At 37.8% G+C, this 16,885-nt stretch carries 13 protein-coding genes; 9 read left to right on the top strand and 4 right to left on the bottom strand.

The window, feature by feature from the left end; all coding sequences use genetic code 11:
* The first annotated feature begins 2 nt into the window (after positions 1-2).
* The gene (locus tag BM107_RS21325) at positions 3-1,313 is read left to right on the top strand and encodes a hypothetical protein (RefSeq protein ID WP_090987102.1); all 1,311 of its coding nucleotides are present in this window, start codon (positions 3-5) and stop codon (positions 1,311-1,313) included.
* Positions 1,314-1,380: 67 nt separating this feature from the next.
* Positions 1,381-1,557: a histone H1 gene (locus BM107_RS21320; protein ID WP_090987100.1), complete on the top strand. Its 177-nt coding sequence runs from the start codon at positions 1,381-1,383 to the stop codon at positions 1,555-1,557.
* Between the two features lie 64 nt (positions 1,558-1,621).
* Here BM107_RS21320 and BM107_RS21315 read toward each other — a convergent pair whose 3' ends face one another.
* The gene (locus BM107_RS21315) at positions 1,622-2,827 is read right to left on the bottom strand and encodes a HEPN/Toprim-associated domain-containing protein (RefSeq protein WP_090987098.1); all 1,206 of its coding nucleotides are present in this window, start codon (positions 2,825-2,827) and stop codon (positions 1,622-1,624) included.
* 33 nt (positions 2,828-2,860) lie between these two features.
* Positions 2,861-4,960, bottom strand: coding sequence for an ATP-binding protein (locus BM107_RS21310; protein WP_244278879.1), 2,100 nt, complete (start codon positions 4,958-4,960; stop codon positions 2,861-2,863).
* A 500-nt stretch (positions 4,961-5,460) separates the two neighbouring features.
* Between BM107_RS21310 and BM107_RS21300 the strand changes: the two genes are divergently transcribed.
* The 6 genes from BM107_RS21300 to BM107_RS21275 all read left to right on the top strand — a co-directional run bounded on the left by BM107_RS21300 (position 5,461) and on the right by BM107_RS21275 (position 11,425).
* Positions 5,461-6,024, top strand: a complete 564-nt coding sequence (locus BM107_RS21300) for a hypothetical protein (RefSeq protein WP_090987094.1) — start codon at positions 5,461-5,463, stop codon at positions 6,022-6,024.
* A 188-nt stretch (positions 6,025-6,212) separates the two neighbouring features.
* On the top strand, positions 6,213-6,419 hold the full coding sequence (locus tag BM107_RS21295; protein ID WP_090987093.1) for a hypothetical protein: 207 nt from the start codon (positions 6,213-6,215) through the stop codon (positions 6,417-6,419).
* Complete coding sequence (locus BM107_RS21290) at positions 6,397-7,458, top strand: DUF932 domain-containing protein (RefSeq protein WP_090987091.1); 1,062 nt, start codon at positions 6,397-6,399, stop codon at positions 7,456-7,458. Before BM107_RS21295 ends, BM107_RS21290 begins: the two co-directional genes overlap by 23 nt.
* Positions 7,459-7,748: 290 nt before the next feature.
* Complete coding sequence (locus BM107_RS21285) at positions 7,749-8,945, top strand: ABC-three component system protein (RefSeq protein WP_090987090.1); 1,197 nt, start codon at positions 7,749-7,751, stop codon at positions 8,943-8,945.
* Between the two features lie 14 nt (positions 8,946-8,959).
* On the top strand, positions 8,960-9,451 hold the full coding sequence (locus tag BM107_RS21280) for a three component ABC system middle component (protein ID WP_090987088.1): 492 nt from the start codon (positions 8,960-8,962) through the stop codon (positions 9,449-9,451).
* On the top strand, positions 9,452-11,425 hold the full coding sequence (locus BM107_RS21275; protein ID WP_090987086.1) for a DUF3732 domain-containing protein: 1,974 nt from the start codon (positions 9,452-9,454) through the stop codon (positions 11,423-11,425). It abuts the gene before it with no gap.
* 150 nt (positions 11,426-11,575) lie between these two features.
* Here the strand turns inward: BM107_RS21275 and BM107_RS21270 are convergent, their stop codons facing one another.
* On the bottom strand, positions 11,576-12,325 hold the full coding sequence (locus tag BM107_RS21270; protein WP_090987084.1) for a DUF4365 domain-containing protein: 750 nt from the start codon (positions 12,323-12,325) through the stop codon (positions 11,576-11,578).
* Between the two features lie 33 nt (positions 12,326-12,358).
* A complete protein-coding gene (locus tag BM107_RS21265; RefSeq protein ID WP_090987082.1) occupies positions 12,359-13,291 on the bottom strand; it encodes a hypothetical protein in 933 nt (310 codons plus the stop codon).
* Between the two features lie 509 nt (positions 13,292-13,800).
* On the opposite strand from BM107_RS21265, the gene BM107_RS21260 reads away from it, so the two are divergent.
* The gene (locus tag BM107_RS21260) at positions 13,801-16,794 is read left to right on the top strand and encodes a TrlF family AAA-like ATPase (RefSeq protein ID WP_090987080.1); all 2,994 of its coding nucleotides are present in this window, start codon (positions 13,801-13,803) and stop codon (positions 16,792-16,794) included.
* Positions 16,795-16,885: the final 91 nt, after the last annotated feature.

Raw genomic sequence — 16,885 nt, 5'->3', positions numbered from 1 at the left:
CTATGTCAGGACTTGTAGAAATACCGGAGACCGTCAATAAGCTTATCGATTTTCTGGATCAAAAGGCAAACGAGGGCAACCAATGGGTCGTTTACGATACAGATAACCCAATAGGTTCACCTTACGAATTGGATTGTTTTTTTGAGGAAATAGATGCCCTTGACTATGCCAAGGAATACCAGCAGATTTTCAATTGGCACGAAGCTGTACCTATAGCCAATCTGCTCTACGGACTGAAGCAACTGCAAAGGGACTGGCTATTACATCCCAACGAAAACGGGAACAGCCATTCCGATTTATTATTTAAAACAAATCATATTATGAATTTGAACAACTTGGAAGATCTCAAGAAAGAGATGAAAAAACTGGGCTTTGGAGATGCCCACATCGCAAAGATGGAAGAACATATGAGAAAAGATGAACCTTTTTTCAAGCTCCACGACACAGTTAAGGCAACAAGAGGTCAAGTGGACATCACGTTACAATTCAAGCAATCCGGACAGTCTGATTACTATTACCTGAACCGTTTGGAAGCAGTGCACAATCTTGCCAAACCTTTGGAAGAAAGCCAAAAGTATATGATCATCACCCACACACCAGAGGGACAGGATAACGGGGTCAAGAAAATGGAGAACCTGAACGAGGCCGTAAGCTATTTCAAAAAACAGAGTGGAAATGTCGAACTTGCCGTGGGCAAGAGTGCGGCAAGCAAAACCATGCTGGCCAATATGGAAAATGGCAAGATCAACTATGTGGCAAGGGATTTTGAACGTACATTCAAATCTCCACCTATGCCACAGACCTTTTGGCTGAACCATGGCGAAGGCTTCGGGCGTGAGCATGCGGCAAACCTCGTTCAGGGGAGATCAGTCTACCGTGATGATTTGCTTAATCGAGATGGCGTTCCATACAATGCTTGGGTGCAATTAGATACCGATAAAGCAAGAGACAGGAACGATAATTTGACCATGCGCCATTTCACCGATGCCTATGGCTACGATGTTAAGGCGCAATTGAATAACTATAGAATTAAGGAAATGGAAGACCCAAAGACAGCGCAGAAACTAGAGAATGCACTGTTAAACGGTCATAGGCCATTGATTACTGTATTTAAGGATGGACAGGAAAACAAGATGTTTCTGGAAACGGCAGTCCGCTATGGCAAACTAAACTTCTACAGGGAGGATGGTAAGCCCGAAAAGCGTGAGCAGTTTTTAAAGGAGACAGGTCTTGAAGTCAGCAATTCTTTCAGTAAGAAAATGGAACAAGGCAAGCAAAAAGATGTTGCCCAAGGCCAAGGAATGACGATGTAGACCGAAAAATGATATATTCGTTCTAACAAGTGTAAATAATTCATTGAACATAAAAATTTAGAAAAACATGGAAAAATTCGAAAAAGTAAAAGAACTAATTGCTTCAATCGAAGCAGATGCCGACAAATTCTACAACAAAGCTAACGGTGCGGCTGGAACAAGAGTACGTAAAGGTATGCAGGACTTAAAGGTTTTAGCGACCGAAATTAGAAAAGAAGTTACCGAGAAAAAGAATTCGAAATAGTAGCTAGTGTTTTTTTGAACTAGCCTAATGTAAAACCGTTAGGCTAGTTTCTAATATTGTTTAATCATGTTAAATCTTTGTTACCGACTGAACAAAACGCATTAAAAATGCTCTCCCATATCAACTTCATTTCAGGCATTGGCCATTCCTTACCATCTTTTACGAATTGCCAAAATCTGGATTGCAATTCATCCTTATTTTCAAAATAGCCTTGATATTTTTGCAATCCGTTGTCAAAACTACTCCATCGTATTAACGGAAATTGACCATTTTTGGAAAGTACCTCAACTCCAAGATACATTTCAATTCCACATGCCATCCCATTAACATCTACTTTAGCAATACCTGTTGGTCCTAAGGTGGCAAAATTTTTGGCAATTTCAATATCTGGCAATTTTAGAGCTTTAATGTTATTGGGAAGTTTTTTAGGTATTTTGCACATTTCAGATATCCCAGCCGTATCATTATCAAAAAGAGCTATGATAGGGTGATTCACGTTCGCTGCTGCAAAAGCTTTCACAGTTCTAACTAGAGCTGATGCACCCCCTTCAACTTTAAATCCTCCAAAATCTAGGAAATGATAGTATGGAAATAGTTCGGGATAAAGGAGCTTCAGTGTCGACTTAAGGATTTCTGAGTCTGATCTTCCTTCAGTAAGGATAATTATCTTTTCAAATCGAATATCATCTTTTACCTTCTCGGCCTTAATCCAACCTGCTGCAGAGATATCGGTTAGATCATATTCCACAATTGCTTCATCGGGAACCAGCGATAAGATTGAATAAAGGCTTTCTGGAATTGATTGCCCACAGATTACTAAACCATCTGCGATGAGTGAGTTGTGTAGATTATCTCTCTCTTGCTCGTAAGTAATTATTTTATTGGTTAGAATATTGGCTAACTCTTTCCTATACGCAGTAAAGGAGACTCTTTTAATATTAAAATCATACTCAGCACTATACCAATTATTTTCTGATGCCTTTACTTTGGCATTATCCCAATCCAATTTAACAGATAGTAAATTTGTACCAAAGATTTCAAGTCGTCTCTTACATATACCTGCCGTTTGTCGAAATCCCTTAAAAAAGAACTTACCTTTTTCATCATTGTAGGCATCGCCCCAATATAACTTGTTTTTAGAGCTAAATGGCCTCTTTTCGCAAACAAAGTCTTCTGGTAAGAAGAGGTGATTTACAACTTCACGATAGTATTCATTTTTATTATCGAAAGTTGGATAATCCGCAATTGTTAAAAACGAGAAAGACCCCATACAAAATCCAAATTAGATTGCTTAACTATAGTTTTAATTGTTATCCGCTGCATTTTGTTTAACAATTCTAGTTATTTCGTCTGAACTATCTACCCCAAAACTGATACCTTTGGATTTCATCTCCTCTCTTATTGATTTCTGATCAAGTTCAAGTCTATTAAGCAGGTATTTATGTTTTGTAGTAAATGTTCTAAAAACATCGTCCCACGACATAGCATAGATTTCCATATTTCCAGAAAATTTCACTAGATATCTTTTCCCCTTATCTTGAAAGGCCTCATATTGCTTTTGAATATAATCATCAATCTTATTGCTTACTACAAAGAATTTCCACTTCCTTGTACTGGAATTAAATTGATCATTCCGAATAATATAATCCATGTAATCTTCAATCTGCCTCAGCTGTTCCTTTCCTATGACAACTGTTGGACGTTTGAGTTCAACCATGATATTTTCTTCTATATCATCATCGTGATTGTAATTATCCGGAATACTTCTTTGGCGACAGATGAAAATATCAGGTCTTCGGTTCTTTTCAGGATCTATATTCTGTATCACTTTGTTTGCTTCTTCTCCATCTAGAATACTCAAGTAACTTGCTAGAAGTTTTTCAAAACCCACGTTTGCGGACACCAAATGAAATTGCTCTCCAAATAGCCAATAATTTTCAGCTATTGCATGCTGGATATGGTCACGTTCATTAGTAAAGATTTTTAAATCAAAAACCAATGCTTTTAATAGTTCAACAGTCCGATACCTGCTTTCAATAAGATTAATGGTTCTAGTGATACGTCCGAATGTTGTTTTCTGAAGTAAGGTAGCAAGGCTCTTTCTTTCCTCGACCGAAATGTTTACGATACCATCAAGTATGGTAAGTATATTCTCTCTCTCATTAGTGTCCAACAGTAAATTGATAAAGCCTATGCTTGTTCTTTCCTGTGTATCTGTCAGCCCCTTAAATATCTTTGGCTGAATGCAATATATTTCCTTTACAACTCCAATTAAGTCTTTCTTTTTTTCCTGCTCATACTTACTATCACCAAATTTAGGTATGGCACCTGTACGTTCATATCTGCTAATTAGTTCATCAGCCGCGTTCCCTCTAATGAATAATTTCTGTTTTTCTGCGTTGATTTTTTGCAGTTCCTTATAAAGCACTTTGTAAACATGGGTTGCATTATTAGTTCCGAACATTCTAGTTGCAGGTTCTGCGGATTCAGAATGGATAAAATTGTTGAAGAAAGAGGATTCGATATAAAGGCTATGATAGAAGTTGATGGCATTGTTGTTGAAAGATGTTAGAGATTTTGATACTTCTCTTTTTTCATCATTCAAAAAGTAGTAATAATATTTGTCCCCAATCTTTTCATTCCATCTGATATACGTGATATCAAAGTGGTGCTCTGTTCCGTCAACATCTTTAATATCCATCGATATTTCTTCACTCTCTGCAACAGTATCTTCGTAATTAATTGGCTCCCCATTTATACAAAGCTTATATTCATTCTTCTTATTCAGTAAGAGAAACCACCCAAACTCATTTTTTAGGTAATTTACAAAATCAGTTGCTTGAAATGAATAACCCGTAACGCTATGCAAATTGGTTAGTGTAAGTTTAGTACCTGTCTTTCCACTCTCACTGCTTATTTGGTTGTCATTTTTGTAAACATCCTTATTACTAGCACTTATACTAATGTCATAAGAGCAATATTTTGATGTAACTTGATCCAAAAATGTTGTTTGCCATTTTGCTTCATTAGCAAATGCAATAAACGAAAATCTTCCTTTACCTTTCTTTCCTTTGGTATATGATGAACGCTGGAAGGTATTACGCTTAATGGAATCTAAAAATGCGCCAAAGGTCTCACTTAAATTACCCAGATTAATACCAGTTCCATTATCAATGATGCTCAGCCAATGTATAGTCCCGATTTGATTTGTGTCAAATATGATGTCAACTTCTGTCGCATATGCATCAAATCCATTCCACAGGAGCTCGGATACGGCCTCCATATAGTCTTTCGTAATGCCAGCCGAGTCTACACTGTTATTGTTAATACTTACCTTATTATCCATCTTGTGAGCGTTTTTCTTGTTTACAGGACTAATATAAGTAGTTTTCAGCTTCCCCATAGCATAACAATTTTATTGGCTTCAAATTTACGCTAAAAAAATTAGCAATTAAGTGCTGTCGCTGAAAATCTCACTAAAAATTGTAACGGTGTTCTGGTAAGGCTTTATTTTTCAATTTCCACTTCTTTTAGGTGATAAAAAATTACCCCCGAACCTTTTTGTGCCAAAATTTCTGAACAATCCACTAGTCTAGTCAAGACCAAGCCCTTTGGGTTTGCTCGAAAAAAATCTTCCCTGCTCGCTGCGCTCACGAGGTTTTTTTTTCGGCAAAGTCTTGCCTGCCTATTGGATTGTATCAAGTGAGGGCTTTTAACAAAAAGGCAGGAGGCTTCAGCCGACAGCATTTTTTAAAGGAGAAAAACCCATGAGCAGAACCAACGGCAGAAGCCCACCCACCGAACCCACCGCCCCAACGGTCAGAACGTTGGGCATAGTGAGAACCGCCCTTTTGGGGTAGATAGTCGAAATAATTATTGAACACAGATTAAATTTTAGAAATCATGAAAACAACAGTAATCGGAAGCGGAAAAGACAGCACAACAACAGTTAACAAATCGACAGAAAAAGCGGCAATCCGTCCGTCATTACCGCTAAAGGATGCCACCAAAACCCAAGCTAAGGAAGAGCCAAAATCGGAAGCAGACACCACAAAGCCCATCGAGACAAAGAACGAACCGGTAAAATCAGCGGTTACACCCGAAGCACCAAAGGCAGAGCCGACAAAAATCGAATTGAAGGAACAATTGCAGGAGCAGAAGCCACAGATGAATTTGGATGCCACCATCAAATTTGCATTGGAACTCAACCGCCGTATCAACCAAAGGGGCAAATTATTGGATACCATTAACACTTTAGAGGAATTTGAAGTGTTGCAAAAAGATGATGCGGACGAGACCGAGAGCAACCACTACCAACGTTGCGAACTGACCATTGAGGATGACAAAGGAAGGGAATTTACAACAAAGAACCCATTTATCATCAATGCAGTTGCAGCGATGGTAAATAAACTATGTATCGACAAGCTTGCCGAAATCGAGGGAGATATCCATTTTCCAATCAAATAGCTAATGACCGCCCCCAAATATCGGGGGCGGTTAATTCCTTAATCAAATCGATAGATCATGCTTGAAGCATTTATAGAATTTTTAGACCAGTTATACTGGACTGGCTACGGGGTTGAATTTGAGGAGGAAAACCCGAAAGCCTTTTATCAGCAACTCGACAAATTCAAGAAACAACATATCCAAAAACGATGAAATACGAAACGATTTTTATCATGGTACGTGTGGCAGTCCACGCAGACCTTAAACAGCTATCAGATATCGTACACGAGATAGAGACCCAATCGAAAATGACCCTTAGCGATACGGCAAATATCAATGTACTGGAAACAGAGATTTTATTATCAAGGGTTAGAAACGTTAAAAATATCAATCATGGCACACAACATAAATTATGATAGTAAGACCGAAAAGCATAGCTTTTTTAGTGTGAAGCAAAAAGCGTGGCACAGTCTGGGCACGATCATAGAGGACTATCCGACAAGTGCGGAAGCCATTAAACACGCAGGTTTAAACTATACGGTCGAAAAACGTCGGTTGTTTACAGTTGATAACGGACAAGCCCAGGAGGATGAACCCGATTTGTTAGCGCATACTGAAATTGAAGTTCCCGATTATTTTGCCACGCTCCGCACCGATACCAATCAGGTTTTGGGCGTAGTCGGTAAAGATTACGAAGTGGTGCAGAACGTTGACGCCTTTTCGTTCTTTGATACTATCGTTGGCGGTGGAGATGGGATTTTGTACGAGACCGCAGGAGCATTGGGCAAGGGCGAACGGATTTTTATAACTGCAAAACTGCCCGAGTTTATCAAAGTTGGTAAATCAGATCTGATTGAGCAATATTTGTTTCTCACCACTTCGCACGATGGTTTTGGTAGCATTACCGCATCGTTTACACCGATTAGAATTTGTTGCCAAAATACGTTGAATGCCGCATTACAAAACCAAAAAGGGGCTATAAAAATACGACATACCGCAAGCGCACACGAACGGTTGAAACAGGCACACCAACTGTTAGGCATCACCAACCAATTGGGTGGAGAAATGGAGCAGATTTTTAACCAGTGGGCAAAGGTCAAGATTACCGATAAGCAGGTTAAGAAGTTGGTGCAAATGGCAATGGCGCCAAATAAGGAAACTTTAGAGAACATACAAAAAGGCCGACCCGATGAGTTTTCAAGTCTGTTCAGCAATGTAGTTGATAAGGTTTTGGAATATTCGGGTACAAGTCCAAGCCAACAAATGGAAACCACAAAAGGAACTTTGTTTGGTGTTTACAATTCCGTTACAGGCTATTTTCAGAATGTGAAAAGCTACAAAACGGATGAGGCCAAGTTCAATTCCATTATGTCGGGCAACGGATTGGGAAAGGCACAGGCTACATTTGATTTATGCAGTGATTTTGCTAGGATTGGCGTAAATGCGTTGAATTAATCCATTTTCTACACTTAATTAGGCACTAAGGGCAGATTGTTCTTAGTGCTTTGCTATGCCCAAAATTTCGGGCGGCCCTTGCGGGCATTAATACTTTATAAGGTTTCAATAACGTGCTTTTTAATAAAATTCATTAAATTTTTGAATCAAATAATTATCTCGACGATTCTAATTCAATAGGGTTTTGAATATTAAATTATTATTATTGTATAAAGGTAATAGTTTTAACGTTTTTCATAATGCTGGAAATAAAGAAGTTTTTTTTGGTTTAAAGTTACCTCGTTATAGTTATGGCGTTAGGTAAATCTGCATCAGGACAAGCATTAGGATATTTATATCAATTTGAGCGTGCCATATTTTGGCTATCAAGATCAGACATCGACTTTGTTTCAATAGAAACGGATGATGATGTTGTTTCTCAATTAAAATCGGGTCAAGAGATTAACAGAATATACGAGCAGGATAAAAGTGTAACTGGGAAAAGTAACCCATTCTCAAACTCTAATATAAACCTATGGAAAACCTTTTCCATTTGGTTATCAATTCAGAGGAGATTCCCCAGGGAGAAAGCACGGTTCGTTCTGTCAACTAATAAAAGAGTTTCATCAACATCAACTATCTCTAAACTTCATAAAGCTAACTATGTCAGCGACTATAAAACTGACCGCAACATACTTGAAGGATTTTATGACGAATTATTCGATATAGGAAGTAAGTTGAAAGGTAAATCAAAAGAATTGCACGATGATATTGTAACTGACTACTCAAAGGAAGACTTTATAAATTTACTTGCTAAAATTGTTTTATCTGCAGACGAGTTCTATCCAGATAGAAATAAGTTTAAAGAGGAGATTAAAGCCAATTTGAGAATTGGTTCTGAAGTTCCTTTTAATTCTGTGTATGAGAAAATCTTTGGATGGTTGGTTAATGATATAATCGGAAAATGGGCAAAAGGTCAAGAAGGTACAATTAAAGCTCAGAAATTAATTGATATAAAAGACGTATATATTAAGGAATCTTTAGAAAGACCATTTATCGAACAGGCGGTTTCAGCTATACCTGTATTTGACTTTGAAAGGCAACAACAACAGGATAAAATATTTATTAAACAGTTAAGTTTGATTGAAGCTGATGAAGATGACATTGTTGATGCAATAGATCATTTTCTCCGCGCTTCGAAAGAACGGGATAGATGGGCAGAAAATGGCACTATTCCTTGTCAAGAAGATATAAATGAATTAGAAAGTGACATTTCCCGAAATTGGAAAGGTCATAAAAAAAGACATTTAATAGAGGCTAAGACCAAACCTACATTGACAAAGGCGGATGTTGGAAACCTGATATACATAGATTCATCAAATACAGCTGGATATAGTTTAGCCGGATATCCAGTTATTCAGCCATATACGATACTTGGAAGCTTACACATCTTGTCAGATAAACTTATAATAGGATGGCACCCTGATTGGCAGACGGAAATTAAATAAATACAAGCGAACAAATGAAAGTAGAAAATGTATTTGATATTTATCAGAATAGTTCCTTAGGTGCTTTATTATTAAATGAGTTTGTGATTTCCTATGAACGTATAAATAAAGACAAACAATCGCCAAGGATAGAACGAGTGCTTCCAGTACTTCCGATTCTCTTCACTAAGGATATTGTTACTAGTGCAAAGGGAAGGTCAAATAATATTAAAGGCTTTTATAATGTGTTGGAAGATAATAAATTATTATTTGATATTATTCCACTAAAAACAAGGAGTATGTTCGATAAAACGATGTTTTCTCTTTTGATTTGTATTAAAGCCAATTTATTAGACATAGACTTTAGCTCAAACATAATCAGTAGTAACATAGACTCACCAAAACAAAAGTTTAGCCCTCCTTCTATCGAAATAGGCGACTTGGTCAGGACTGCTAGGAAATTAGGTGGATGGTTTTCAAATCTTTCTGACGTAGAATTTTTAATGTACTTAAATTTAGATATATAAATGGACTTTAGAATCAAGTCGATAATATTATGGCCAAAGAATGAGGAATTGGCCCCACGACAAATTGAGTTTTTAATTGATAAGGTTAATGTTATTACAGGTGCAAGTGGTAAGGGTAAATCCTCGGTTATTTCAATAATTGATTATTGTCTTGGGAGTTCAAAATGCTCAATTCCTTCTGGTATAATCAGGAATAAGGTAAAGGCATTTGGAATTATTATTACATTGGAAGGTAAAGAAATTTTAATTGCTAGGGCGGAACCAGGTATATCGGGTGTTTCTAATGACTTTTTTAAAACAGAAGATAAAATAGTCTCAATACCTACCTCAGTTGATGATTATCCATTTAGTATCGTGCAGATAAAGCAGTATTTAAATACTATATTAGGATTTGCTGATGTTGGATTGACTACAAATGATTATGTACAATCGTTTGACACTCAAAAGCCCAGTTATCGTAACGCTATATCTCTGAATTTTCAACCACAGTATTTGGTTGCTAACCAATCCACAATGTTCTTCAAGACTGATTCTACAGCTCATCGTGAAAAACTAAAAGTTTTATTCCCTTATCTCCTTGGGGTAATTAGTAATAAAATTTTGGAGTTAAGAGAAGAACTTAAAGGTCTGAAAAGGCAACTAGGAATTCTAATCAAAGACAGGGATATGAAAGAATACCGATTGTCTAGATTAAATCAAGAACTAATAAATTATTATAGAATTGGGTTGGAATTTGGAATAATTAAAAGGGAAACCGATGTTGAAGAATTAGATCAAGATTTCCTTGTTCAACAATTACAACTTATTGCTACAGCTGATATTGAAAAAATTCGGGTTCCAGAACACGCTACTCAATTAGCCGCCGAACAACTTTATTCTTTAAATAAAAGAGAATTGGAATCTTCCGACCAGCTACAGGATTTGGGGCGAAGACTTTCGATTATTAGAAGCATACAAGCGAATAATAAGGAAATTGGCGATAATGCGTTGACCAAAAAAGGCAGGCTTAGTGCTGTAAGTTGGCTCCAAGAGAAATTAGACTATAATAAACCTTGCCCACTATGTAATTCTACTACTGACCACATCGGTGAATATCATAAAAATTTATCTCAACTACTTTCGGAATTTGAAAAGGTTTCAGACAAGGTTGCAGATTCAGCCAAAATTTACTTAAATGAACGTAAAAAATTGGAGAAGCAAATTACAGAGAAAGAGAACGAAATTAATAATATAAGAAATCAGATTAGTGCGCTTCAGCGAGAGGACGGGGAGTTTAAAAGATTAAAACAAAACCAGAACGCAATTTATAGATATTTAGGGCAAGTTGAGCTAACATTAAGTCAATTTCAAGAATATAATAATGGATTAGATACTAATGATGATAAAATAATACAATATGAGAACTCTATTGCCAAAATGGAAAAAGAGGTTGGAAATGAAAAGTTAAAAAATCGTGAGCGTTATGCATTAAATAAAATATCAGAAAATATAAAAAAGTATGCATTGATGTTCGAAGCTGAGAAAAGTGGCGATAGAATAGACTTAGACATTAATGATGCTTTGACACTTAAATTTTTTGACGAACTCGGTACTGAAACTGGTTTTTGGGAAGTTGGTAGTGGGCATAACCACATGGCATATCACATTTCAACTTATTTGGGTATTCACGAATATTTAATTGGCTTAAATGATAATAGGGTACCACCATTTATTGTTTTTGATCAACCTAGTCAAGCCTATTTTCCTGAAATAAATGATGATAAATCTGTTCAAGAGGAAGATTTAATTAAATTGAAGAAGATATTTGAAGTCTTATCAGCATTTAATACAAATACAAAAGGAAAGGTTCAAATAATCGTTTTGGAGCACGCTGGAGAGGACAGTTGGAAAGAATATTGCAACGTCATTAAAACTAAAAGATGGAGAGATGGCGAGGATGACGATGCATTAATACCAAAATCATGGTTGAATTGAATTAACTCACACGAAGAAAAACTTTAAATAAAATATAAAGATTTTTTGTTTTTTTTGTGCTTCATAATTGCTGTGTCCAAAATTCTAGGTCAGCTCTTGCGGGTAATTATTGCTTTAATAGTTTATGGAAAAATTAGGTAAAGTTTTTATTCAGTTTAAAGGATCGTTTATGCTCCAGTTATTATTTGTCTCATTCAATTGATCAAATATTTCAGGTCCGTGATCAATTTTGCATTCCTCAATGCGTTCTTTAATATTGTGGGAATAATAGCCAAAGTTAATCAATTTGGAAGAATATTTCTTCTTTACCCAAGCAAGTGCTGGTGTTGACTCGATAAGTTTGTCAGCCTCATTAATTAAAAAGCAAACTTTATAGTATTTATATACTAATTCTTCAAAAATCGTCAAGTCTGTGCCCTCGTCTTCTAAAATCAATTCGTCATTCCTTAAAGTTTCGTCCACCCATTCATATAACGAGGATAATAGCCTTTCGTTCTTATGATGGACAATCCTAATGAATTCATTTTTGTTTTTGCGACCGACTTTGTTCTTTGGATCAAAAGCTATTTTAACATTCCGCTTTGATAAATTATAATTCTCCGATTTGTCCAACGCATGCCAGTATATGTTTCCTTGCTCGAGATGGACTAAAAAAATGACCGCTGGTAGATTGAATGAGTTCCAGTACTTGATGTGGCCAGATTTGACATTCACTTCAAACTCTTCCGCGGTTTTAGTTTTTACTTGAGCTTTGATAATTTCACCAGTAGATTTATAGTTTTGGTCAATTAGCTCAATTTCCGTATCGATGCCAATATCTATATTGGTGAGCCTGCAAGGAAAGCCGTAATAGTGTATAATCTGCGCAGCAAGCAGATGTTCACCAGCATCACCAATCATATTTGTTCTTGTATATCTCAATTGATGTCTGGTCTAAAAAAGTGAAGGTAATTGTAGCTTGTGATGGGTTAATGATTCATACACATATGATATGGTATCGTTTTCCACCATTTTTCCTATGACAAGGTCGATAAGTTTTCCTTTTACAATTTGTCCAAAGTCTTTTTTATTTAGCTTTACATAGAGTTGTTTCATGTCCTGCATTTCATCGAACAGCACTTCTTGTCCCACCCCTTGACGATTAAGCATCTCGATGAGCTGGTCGATCTTAGCGTTGAGTTGTTCTGGTGTGTAACGCATAGTTTCATAATCTTGCGGAATGGAAGTCCTTGTTTGTTCGATGGCCAAAGCACCAGTCGCTGTGATTTGTGCCATAAGGTCGGTACCGATTCCGCCTAATACTTCTACATAGCCATGATCTTTTAATACATTGATGATTTCCCTTGCCTGATCATATCTTTTCATTGGAATGCCATTTCCAACAAACAGTTCCTCAATCGAGTAATAACTGTCGTCGTAAAGATCATAAAGTACGTTTAAGATAAAGTTGAGCTTTTGGTTAGTTGTATAACTGCTGCGTTCCTCCAGGCTGATTTCATTAGGTGCGATAATGACGTCACATACGCTTAGCACTTTCAACATTTGGCGGAGATAGGATAGTTGTGAACCCAGTCTGCCTGTAATTTTCTCAAACTGTCCACGCAAATTATTCTGTCCACTAAAACTATAATCACCTGCCGCCGAATTATGAAACTCGATCTGATACCTATTGAACTCTCCTTCAAAACTGCTCTTAAGAAACTCTTTAGTCTTTGTGTTCCATTCCAAGTAATTTGTCTCTACAAGTTCCAATTCGGCTTCGGTCTTGATCTGCTGGTTCGCAAGCTTAACACCAATCTCAATTGCAGAGAGGATTTCCGACTGGAAAGATTTCCAGTCGATTAATAGTTTAATTAGTTTATACATCTTTGCGTTAATAGAGAGCTAATTTACAAAATCTGTTATAAAATGATAAATATCTTGCTCATGAATTCCACTAACATCTCTATTAACAGTAATGCTTGGTCTAGATAGTTTTTTTTCGAATAATAGCTGCAAGCTTTTCATTACCGGATGTCTATCCCGAATTATTCTGAAGGATCATCAGTTGGTTTTGCGATTTTGGTCGAATCTTTAAGAAGATTTTTTTACGACTAAATAGCTTCGGAAGCCATTATTATGATCCGAACAATAGTACGATGCTTTCTCTACAAGATGGCATTCTGTGATCGCTATAAATTTTGTTATTACTAAATCACTTCTAAATTTCTATTTCTCAACATAATTGGAACGTATAATATGGGTAGTCAACTTTTTTAGCGGCCACGCTTGGAAATCCCCATAACTCCGCATCATTTGCGTTGCAAAATGGAAAACCGTAATTTACAATCGAATTAATGGTTTAATTATGTGCACTAATGTCAAATACATCTGTCATGAAAAAACAACAGCAACTCTCAAATAAGCTAAAAAGTACTAAAGGATCACTCTGGCACAGGTGGGAACCACATATCCATACTCCCAATACCGTATTGAACAATCAGTTTAAAAGCAAGGATATTGGCGATTATTGCGATCTAATCGAACAATCTGACCCGCCGATCAGGGCACTTGGCGTTACAGATTACTATAGTTTGGCTTCCTACGAAAAGCTATTGGAAGCTAAAAGTCAGGGACGTCTGGCGAATGTAGAACTCCTTTTCCCAAATATCGAGTTAAGGTTTAAAATATCCACTACAACCGACAAGGCCATCAACGGTCATCTAATCTTTTCACCAGAAGATCCTAACCATGTTAGCGAAATCAAGCGCTTTCTACAAAAACTAACCTATTCCAATGGGATTGAAAGGTACAATTGCCATGAGGCAGATCTGATTAAACTAGGAAAAGATCACGACAAAGACATCATCGCCGACAATAAGGCATTAGAAACAGGTACAAACCAATTCAAAGTCGAGTTTGACGAACTTGTTCTGGCAATCAAAGAAAGTACCTGGGCTCAAAAAAACCTATTGATTGCCATTGCCAGTGGAAAAGACGGAACCAGCGGGCTGAAAGACGACGCGTCATTCGCAAATACCAGACAAGCCATCGAACGCGCTTCGCATATTATTTTTAGCAGCAACGATAAAGACCGTGAATTTTGGCTAGGTAAAGGTGTTCAATCAAAACAGCAGATCATCACCACCTACCGAGCTTGCAAACTCTGTATTCATGGCTCGGATGCTCATACCGAGACAACGGTGGGAAGACCTTTGAATGATAAGTACACTTGGATCAAGGGAGATCTGAATTTCGAGGCGCTGGTACAAGCCTGTATTGAGCCCGAAGACCGGGCACATATAGGGCCAACGCCTCCCGACAATCGACTGGCACCTTACATTATCGATGAAATTGAGATCAGCAACGCGGACTGGCTTACACCAAATCAAATCCCATTGAACTCAGGATTGATTGCTATCATCGGTGCCAGAGGATCGGGCAAAACAGCACTGGCAGATCTGATTGCCACTGGAGGTTATGCTATTTCAGAGCAACAAAATGACACCTCATTTATCCAAAGGGCTTCCGAACACCTTCAGGATACCGAAGTCACTCTAAAATGGCAGGAAGGAGCAAAAACGACACAAGCGGTAAGAAACACGCACATGGAAGACATTATGGACCACCCACGTGTGCAGTATCTTTCACAAAAGTTTGTAGACCTACTTTGCTCTTCTGAAGGAATGACGGACCGGCTCATTCTGGAAATTGAAAAGGTGATTTTTCATGCCCATCCCAAAGAAGATCGTCTGGGTGTATCTGATTTTCAGGAACTACTCTCGCAAAAAGCTTTCACCTACCGTGCGGAAAGGACCGACCAAGAAGAAATGATTTTAAATTCTTCTCAGCAGATTACAATTGAACTGGAAAAAAAAAGAAGTATTCCTGCACTGGAAAAGAAAGTTCAGGACCTTACCACTGAGATTGCTGGCGATAAAAAATCAAGAGACACGCTGTTGAGCAAAGATAAAGATAGCAGGTTAAAGAACCTGTCAAGGATCACCACAGCACTAGACGAAGTAACTGTCAAACTCGAAAAAAACCAGACTAGGCTCCGATCTTTAAATGGATTAAAACAGACAGTAACATCATCGAGAACGAACACTTTTCCAACCTTCACCACAAAATTGCCCTCAAGCCATCCTGACACAGGTTTAAGCACATCTGATTGGCTGGCCTTTGGCGTTGATTTCATAGGTGATGTAGATAAGATACTCTCAGATCATATTGCACAGGCGACTTTGGAAATTTCAAAAATCAAAGGTACCAAACCAGCAGCCGACATAAACAGAAAACCCGAGGACAGCTACCTAACCACGGGTATTCAGCCAGAAGACCATACCTACGAAATTCTTGTGCTGGAAGTTGAGCGTCTTAAAAAACTTACTGGAATAGATGCAGAAAATGCCAAACAGTATACGAGAATATCCGAAAAGATACAAAAAAGCGACACTGAACTTGGAAAACTGAAAACAGAACTCACTGATGCCAAATCCGCGACAACAAGATTAATGGGGCTGATAGGCGACAGAAAACTCGCCTACAAAAATGTTTTTAAAGCTATCCTGGCTGAGGAGGAAGAACTGAAACACTTGTATCAGCCATTGATGTCAAATCTCAAATCCCAATCTGGCAGCCTTGGGAAACTTTCCTTTGTGGTTCGGCGCCGTGCGGATATCGAAGCTTGGGCACAGCAGGGAGAGGACCTTTTAGACCTTAGAAAAGCAGGGCCATTTAAAGGCAAAGGCGCATTATATGATGCTGTAAAAAACGAACTCAAAAATGCCTGGGAAAACGGCACAGACCAGCAGATCAGTGATGCACTGGCCTTATTCCGCGACAAACATGAGAACGACATCCTCGAACATGCACAGGCCGACAAGAAAAACCTGGCAGAATACTCCAAATGGGCCAACCAAATTGCAAGCTGGTTATATAGCACTGAACACATAACTATCTCCTATGGAGTAATTTATGATAATGTAGACATTCAACAACTTTCCCCAGGAACACGGGGTATTGTTCTGCTCCTGCTGTATCTAGCCATTGACCAGGAGGATGAACGCCCGCTTATCATCGATCAACCCGAAGAAAATCTGGATCCAAAATCGATTTTTGACGAACTGGTACCACTGTTCAAAAATGCAAAAAATAGGAGGCAGATCATCATCGTTACCCATAATGCCAACCTTGTTGTAAATACCGATGCCGATCAGGTCATTATTGCCAATGCCGGACAACATGACCCAGGCAAACTTCCTGCGATTACCTACCATAGTGGTGGACTGGAAAACTACGAAATCAGAACTCAAGTTTGTGAGATTTTGGAAGGTGGCGAGGCTGCGTTTAAAGAACGGGCAAAACGATTGCGCGTTGCCTTTAACTAAATCTATTATAACCTACACATAGGGTTGCCAAAAACAATCCTATGTCTAGAAGTGGTTACTTTAACGAAATCTACACTTAAAATCAATTGAT

It is taken from the genome of Pedobacter suwonensis (assembly GCF_900111825.1).
GTDB lineage: Bacteria > Bacteroidota > Bacteroidia > Sphingobacteriales > Sphingobacteriaceae > Pedobacter > Pedobacter suwonensis.
The sequence above is the reverse complement of the archived record's forward strand: the minus strand, read 5'-3'. Positions and strand labels throughout refer to the sequence as shown.